The organism is Paracoccus sp. (in: a-proteobacteria), from assembly GCF_047605025.1.
Taxonomy (GTDB): Bacteria; Pseudomonadota; Alphaproteobacteria; order Rhodobacterales; family Rhodobacteraceae; genus Paracoccus.
This window is the reverse complement of record NZ_JASGGO010000023.1, coordinates 61,454-67,470: the sequence shown is the minus strand read 5'-3', so window position 1 is coordinate 67,470 and position 6,017 is coordinate 61,454. Positions and strand designations below refer to the sequence as shown.

Sequence of the window (6,017 nt, the reverse complement as noted above, 5' to 3'; positions counted from 1 at the left end):
CCCCGAGTCGCTGGCCCAGGGCATGGCCCCCGCGATCCTGGCTGACGGGTGATCCTGGCCCAAAAGGAAAAAGGCGCTGCATCTCTGCAGCACCCCACCCTTGCGGCGAATGCCTAGGCAACCGCCCGCATAAGCTTTTCCGCCCCTTGTGCCCGCCCCCTTAACTGAATGAAGTCCAGGAGAGCGCCGGCCCAAGGCAACAAGATCATTACTTGATCTTGCCTTCCTTATACTCGACATGCTTGCGCACAACCGGGTCATATTTGTTGACCGCCATCTTTTCGGTCATCGTGCGGGCATTCTTCTTGGTGACGTAAAAGTGCCCCGTCCCGGCCGAGGAGTTCAGACGGATCTTGATCGTCGTCGGCTTCGCCATGTTACTTGCTCCTGCTGCGGGGCAAGACGCATGTCGCAAACCCCGTGGAATCTCTTGGAAGCCGCCTTTTATCCGGCCAAGGCTCGGAGTCAACCTGGAATCAGACGAAAGCCGGGAATTCGTGGGGAAAATGACCGCGCCGGCGCCTAGCGCGCGCCATCGCGCAGCCATCGCCCATGCACCCAGCCCACATCCGGGCCGGTGATCTTTCGGGCCTGCCCCGGATTGGCACAAAGGTCCGAAGGAGAGGTGCCGCCGCCTTGGACCGCGATTCCCGCCCAGTCGCCGTGACGCGAGACCAGCCAGACCTGATCCCCGTTCCGCAAGGCGCCGATCTGGGCGAAACGGGTGCCCGGCCCGGTGCGGATCGCCAGATAGCCCCCCTCGGCCTCGCGCAGGCCCTGGACCACCGCCGCGCCGCAACTGGGGCCTTGTCCCTGACCCGCGGGCTCGATCACCGGCACGGCCAGGCGCTGCGCGAAAACGGGCGCGGGAAAGGCAAGGCTTGAACAGAGAACAAGATACCGCATCGAAGATCAGCCTAGCATGGCAAGGCGGTAAATCGAGCCCAAAACGCGCGGATGGCCTGTAAGCCGGATTTTGTTCCGGGGTCGCCCCCTTCGATGACCATTCCTCTGGTCCCGCCATTGCTGACGGGATCTAGCTGCCAACCCGGACCTGCTGGGGCGAAGATGGCCCTGTCTTGCGACGCGCGGTCCCTATTCGGCATTGCTCCCGGTGGGGCTTGCCTTGCCAGTCCTGTCGCCAGGCCCGCGGTGGGCTTTTACCCCACCGTTTCACCCTTGCCCATGACCTGCATGGGCGGTCTCTTCTCTGTGGCGCTTTCCCTGGGGTCGCCCCCGCCGGGCGTTACCCGGCACCGTATCTTCATGGAGTCCGGACTTTCCTCGACAGTCGCCCGCCGCGGTCATCCGGCCATCCGCGCAGAGGCCAGATATGGCAGCCGCGCGCCGGGGTCAAGCGCCGCGCGGGCCGCCGCCGCATGGGTATTTGGAAAGCAAAGAAATCATCCCGGCCAGTGCCGCGCGATCCGGGGCAGGCTGTCCTCGATCCAGCCCAGAAGCGCGCCGAACCGTTGCGGGCCACAGGGCGGCCAGCGCCCACGGCACCAGCATCCCCCAGCGCCCGGTCAGCCGCCGCAGCACGTCGCGCGACGGGCAGGCAGCAGCCATCAGGTCGGCCCGGCCGGGTTTTTCCACACCAACATTTCCGTTCGCACTTACTTATCGTAAGTCAAGCACTTATCTTGCCCGGCACAAGAAGGAGAAGCCGACATGACCATTGCCGTCACCGGAGCCACCGGCCAACTGGGCCGCCTGACCATCGAGAAACTGAAAACCCTGGTGCCCGAGGACCAGATCGTCGCCCTGGCGCGGTCGCCCGAAAAGGCCAGCCTTGGGGTCGAGACCCGCGCCTTCGACTATGATCGGCCCGAGACGCTGGCGCCGGCGCTGGCGGGCGTCGGGCAACTGCTGCTGATTTCGTCGAGCGAGATCGGCAAGCGCGCCGCCCAGCACCGCGCCGTGATCGAGGCCGCGCGTGACGCGGGCGTGCGCGGGATCGTCTATACCAGCCTGCTGCACGCCGACCGCTCACCCCTGTCCCTGGCCGGAGAGCATCGGGCGACCGAGGCGATGCTGAAGGGCGCGGGCATTCCCCACACCATCCTGCGCAATGGCTGGTATGCCGAGAATTCCACCGGCGCGATTCCGGCCGCCCTGCAACATGGCGCGCTGATCGGCGCGGCGGGCGCGGGCCGGATCTCGGGCGCGGCACGGGCGGATTACGCCGAGGCCGCCGCCGTGGTCCTGGCCCGGGGCGGCCATGCCGAGCAGATCCTTGAGCTGGCGGCGGATGACGCGTGGACGCTGGCCGATCTGGCGGCCGAGGTCTCGCGCCAGAGCGGGCGCGAGATTCCTTATGTGAACCTGCCCGAGGCGGAATATGCGGCGGCACTGGTCAATGCCGGCCTGCCTGACGGCTTGGCGGCGGCGATCGCAGGCTGGGACGTTGACGCCGCGCAGGGTGCGCTGTTCGACGACGGGCACGCCCTGTCGCGACTGATCGGCCGGCCCACGACGCCGCTGGCCGATGTGGTGCGCGCCGCGCTTTAGAACGGCACGTCGTCCATGGACGAACCCGAGGCGGGCTGGACATAGCCCGCCTTGATCGTCTTGAAGCCGGTCGGGAACTGAACCGTCAGCGTATCCTCGGCGATGCCCATGATCGTGCCGGTGCCGAATTTCTGGTGAAACACCCGGTCGCCCACGGCATAGCGGGCGGCGGGCTCGGCGTCGATGGTGACCGGCGTGCGGTGCACGGGCGATACACGCTCGGACGAGCGCTGCTGCATCCGTTTCCAGCCCGGCGAGTTGTAGACATCGGCCTTGGCCGCGCGGTCATGCATCGAGGAAGTGGCGAAGCTTGCCGCCGCGCCATAGCCGCCGCCGTAAAGGCCGGGGGGCGTCAGCACCTCGACATGATCCTCGGGCAGTTCGTCGACGAAGCGCGAGGGCAGCGAGGACTGCCATTGCCCATACATGCGGCGGTTGCCGGCGAAGGTGATGGTCGCCAGTTCCTCGGCCCGGGTGATGCCGACATAGGCAAGGCGGCGCTCTTCCTCCAGGCCCTTGGTGCCGGATTCGTCCATGCTGCGCTGGCTGGGAAACAGCCCATCCTCCCATCCCGGCAGGAAGACGATGGGATATTCCAGGCCCTTGGCCGCATGCAGCGTCATGATGCTGACCTGATCTTCCTGCTCGGCCTTGTCGGTATCCATGACCAGCGCGACATGTTCAAGAAAACCTTGCAGGTTTTCAAACTGTTCCAACGCCTTCATCAACTCTTTCAAGTTGTCGAGGCGGCCCGGCGCATCGGGGGATTTATCGTTCTGCCACATGGCGGTATAGCCGGATTCGTCCAGGATCCGCTCGGCCAGTTCGACGTGATTGCGGGTCGCGTCGATGGCGTCGGTATGCCAGCGGGTCATGCTTTCGGTAAAGACCCGCAGCGCCGCGCCGCCCTTGCCGCCAAGCGCGCCCATCGCGACCGCCGATACGGCGCCTTCCAGCAGGGACAGCCCCCGATCCCGCGCCTCGCGCTGGATGGTCTGGACCGCCTTGTCGCCCAGGCCGCGCTTGGGGACGTTCACGATCCGCTCGAAGGCCAGGTCGTCGGCGGGACTGACCGCCAGCCGGAAATAGGCCATGGCGTCGCGGATTTCCTGGCGCTCATAAAAGCGCGGCCCGCCGATCACCCGGTAAGGCAGGCCGATGGTCATGAAGCGATCCTCGAAGGCACGCATCTGGTGGCTGGCGCGGACAAGGATGGCGATGTCGTTCAGGCTGCGCTTGCCGATGGAATGGCGGTGACCGCCCTGAAAAGCCTCGATTTCCTCGCCGATCCAGCGCGCCTCGGCCTCGCTGTCCCAATGGCCGATCAGACGCACCGGCTCGCCCCCCTGGGCATCGGTCCACAGCGTCTTGCCCAGCCGCCCCTTGTTCGCCGCGATCAGCCCCGAGGCCGCCGCCAGGATATGCGGGGTCGAGCGGTAGTTCTGTTCCAGCCGGATCACCTGCGCGCCGGGGAAATCACTCTCGAATCGCAGGATGTTGCCGACCTCGGCGCCGCGCCAGCCATAGATCGACTGGTCGTCGTCGCCGACGCAGCAGATATTGCGATGCGCCTTGGCCAGCAGCCGCAGCCACATGTATTGGGCGACGTTGGTGTCCTGGTATTCGTCCACGAGGATATAGCGGAAACGGTCCTGCCACCCCTTCAGCACGTCGGGATGGGCCTGGAAGATCGTGACGCAATGCATCAGAAGATCGCCGAAATCGACCGCGTTCAGTTCCAGCAGCCGGCGCTGATAAGCGGCGTAAAGCTTGCCCCCCCGACCGTCGAAGGCGCGTTCCTCGCCCTGCGGCAGATTGGCAGGCGTCAGGCAGCGATTCTTCCAGCCGTCGATCAGCCCCGCCAACTGCCGCGCGGGCCAGCGTTTCTCGTCGATGTTCTCGGCCGCAAGCAGTTGTTTCAGCAGCCGGATCTGGTCGTCGGTATCCAGGATGGTGAAGCTGGGCTTCAGATGCAGCGTCGCATCGCCCACCAGTTCGGCATGGCGGCGCAGGATCTTGACGCTGACGCTGTGGAACGTCCCCAGCCAGGGCATCCCCTCGACCATCTCGCCCAGAAGGCGGCCGATGCGGTCCTTCATCGCGCGCGCGGCCTTGTTGGTGAAGGTCACGGCCAGGATCTGGCCCGGCCGTGCCTTGCCCAGAGTCAACAGATGCGCGATGCGGGTGGTCAGGGCGCGGGTCTTGCCGGTGCCGGCGCCGGCCAGCAGCAGGACGGGGCCGTCCAGCGCCTCGACCGCCGCGCGCTGCGCCGGGTTCAGCCCGTCCAGATAGGGCGCCGGCCGCGCCGCCATGGCGCGCTGCGACAGCGGCACGTTTTGCGGAACCGGGGCGGCGGCGGCCTCGAAGGCATCGGAATCGTCGAAATCGCTCATGCCGGCAGCATAGCCTCTGCGGAGGCGCCGGGAAAGCCCACGTTCACGACTTGTTCACATCACGCCCGCAGCCCGGCGAAGATGGCCGGGTCCAGGCTGGTCTGGGCGAAGGTCGGCCCGTCGGTCAGCACGGAAACCGCGTCATGCGAATGCAGCGATTCCTGGTGGCTGGCGACTACCCGGAAATCGCCGATGCGCGGCTCGGCCAGCAGTTGCTCGGCGAAGGCACGCACGGCGTCCTCGACGAATATCGGGTTGGCGGCGTTCAGTTCCGCGAAAGCCTGCTCATCCTCGCGCTTGACCATGACCTGGGTTTCGGTGGCGACGGCGCGGCGGCAAAGGTCCACCATCTCCTCGAACCAAAGCGTATCGCCGTGCATCACCGCCGAGATGCGCGCGATGGATCGCTGCGAATGCGGTGTCGCCAGTTGGCCGCGCATATGCCGGGCATGTTCGCTGAGTTCCAGCGAGCAGGGGCAGGTCGAGGAATAGACATAATCGAAATGCATGATCCGCAGCCGCTCGCCACCGCGTTCCACCAGTTCCAGCGCGATGTCGTAATATTGCCAGCCCGTCAGCCCCGAGCGCAGCGATTCCACCCGTACCGGATAGGAAAGCCGCATCTGGATGCGCGCGTCGATGCTGTCGAGGTCGGATTTGTAATCCTCCAGCGCCGCTTGCAGCACGCGCATGGAAAACTGCTTGTCGGCATGGGCGTAAAAGGACCGCATGATGCGGCTCATGTTGATGCCCTTGCGGTCGGCTTCAAGGCTGACGGTGCCGGTGACGCTGGTTTCCAGCGTGATCTCGCCGCCCTCCTTGGTCTGGTAGCGGATCGGCAGGCGAAAGTTCGAGATGCCGACATGCTGGATCGGGGCGCGGGCGCCGACGATCAGACTGGCCGGACCGTTCTGAAGATCCGGCAGGCTGGCCTTGTAGCGGTCGTCCACGCGGAAATCGGCGGGATATTCCCGCGACAGGGCCGGATAGGCGCGCTCGGTGGCGAAAGGGCGGGCCTCGGTCATGGCATACTCCGGGTTGGCGGTCGGCTTGCTATGTGGGGACGACCGGGCGAAAACAAAAGGGGCGCCCGGCATCGCGGGCGCCCTTTCC

Annotated in this window: 5 protein-coding genes and 1 other RNA gene; 1 reads left to right on the top strand and 5 read right to left on the bottom strand. The window is 66.0% G+C overall.

What is annotated here, in order from left to right:
- Positions 1 to 208: 208 nt before the first annotated feature.
- From rpmG to rnpB, 3 genes are all read right to left on the bottom strand, one after another.
- Positions 209 to 376 (bottom strand): 50S ribosomal protein L33, encoded by a 168-nt coding sequence (gene rpmG / locus QM682_RS13595; protein ID WP_311758945.1) that lies wholly within the window; start codon positions 374 to 376, stop codon positions 209 to 211.
- 146 nt (positions 377 to 522) lie between these two features.
- Complete coding sequence (locus QM682_RS13590; RefSeq protein ID WP_415130625.1) at positions 523 to 906, bottom strand: SH3 domain-containing protein; 384 nt, start codon at positions 904 to 906, stop codon at positions 523 to 525.
- 43 nt (positions 907 to 949) lie between these two features.
- Positions 950 to 1,320, bottom strand: an RNA gene (gene rnpB / locus QM682_RS13585) — RNase P RNA component class A.
- Positions 1,321 to 1,671: 351 nt separating this feature from the next.
- Here rnpB and QM682_RS13580 point away from each other — a divergent pair.
- On the top strand, positions 1,672 to 2,511 hold the full coding sequence (locus QM682_RS13580; RefSeq protein ID WP_415130623.1) for an SDR family oxidoreductase: 840 nt from the start codon (positions 1,672 to 1,674) through the stop codon (positions 2,509 to 2,511).
- On the opposite strand, the gene QM682_RS13575 is transcribed toward QM682_RS13580, so the two are convergent.
- Positions 2,508 to 4,904, bottom strand: coding sequence for an ATP-dependent helicase (locus QM682_RS13575; protein WP_415130621.1), 2,397 nt, complete (start codon positions 4,902 to 4,904; stop codon positions 2,508 to 2,510). The two genes, QM682_RS13580 and QM682_RS13575, sit on opposite strands and share 4 nt — an antisense overlap.
- Before the next feature lie 59 nt (positions 4,905 to 4,963).
- Entirely contained in the window at positions 4,964 to 6,001 is a 1,038-nt protein-coding gene (gene folE2, locus QM682_RS13570) for a GTP cyclohydrolase FolE2 (protein ID WP_415130619.1), read from the bottom strand.
- Positions 6,002 to 6,017: the final 16 nt, after the last annotated feature.

Excerpts from the sequence above, each read along its gene's own strand:
- QM682_RS13580 (WP_415130623.1), top strand. The coding sequence starts at position 1,672 with ATGACCATTGCCGTCACCGGAGCCACCGGCCAACTGGGCCGCCTGACC.
- QM682_RS13590 (WP_415130625.1), bottom strand. The coding sequence starts at position 906 with ATGCGGTATCTTGTTCTCTGTTCAAGCCTTGCCTTTCCCGCGCCCGTT.
- QM682_RS13575 (WP_415130621.1), bottom strand. The coding sequence starts at position 4,904 with ATGAGCGATTTCGACGATTCCGATGCCTTCGAGGCCGCCGCCGCCCCG.
- folE2 (WP_415130619.1), bottom strand. The coding sequence starts at position 6,001 with ATGCCGGGCGCCCCTTTTGTTTTCGCCCGGTCGTCCCCACATAGCAAG.
- rpmG (WP_311758945.1), bottom strand. The coding sequence starts at position 376 with ATGGCGAAGCCGACGACGATCAAGATCCGTCTGAACTCCTCGGCCGGG.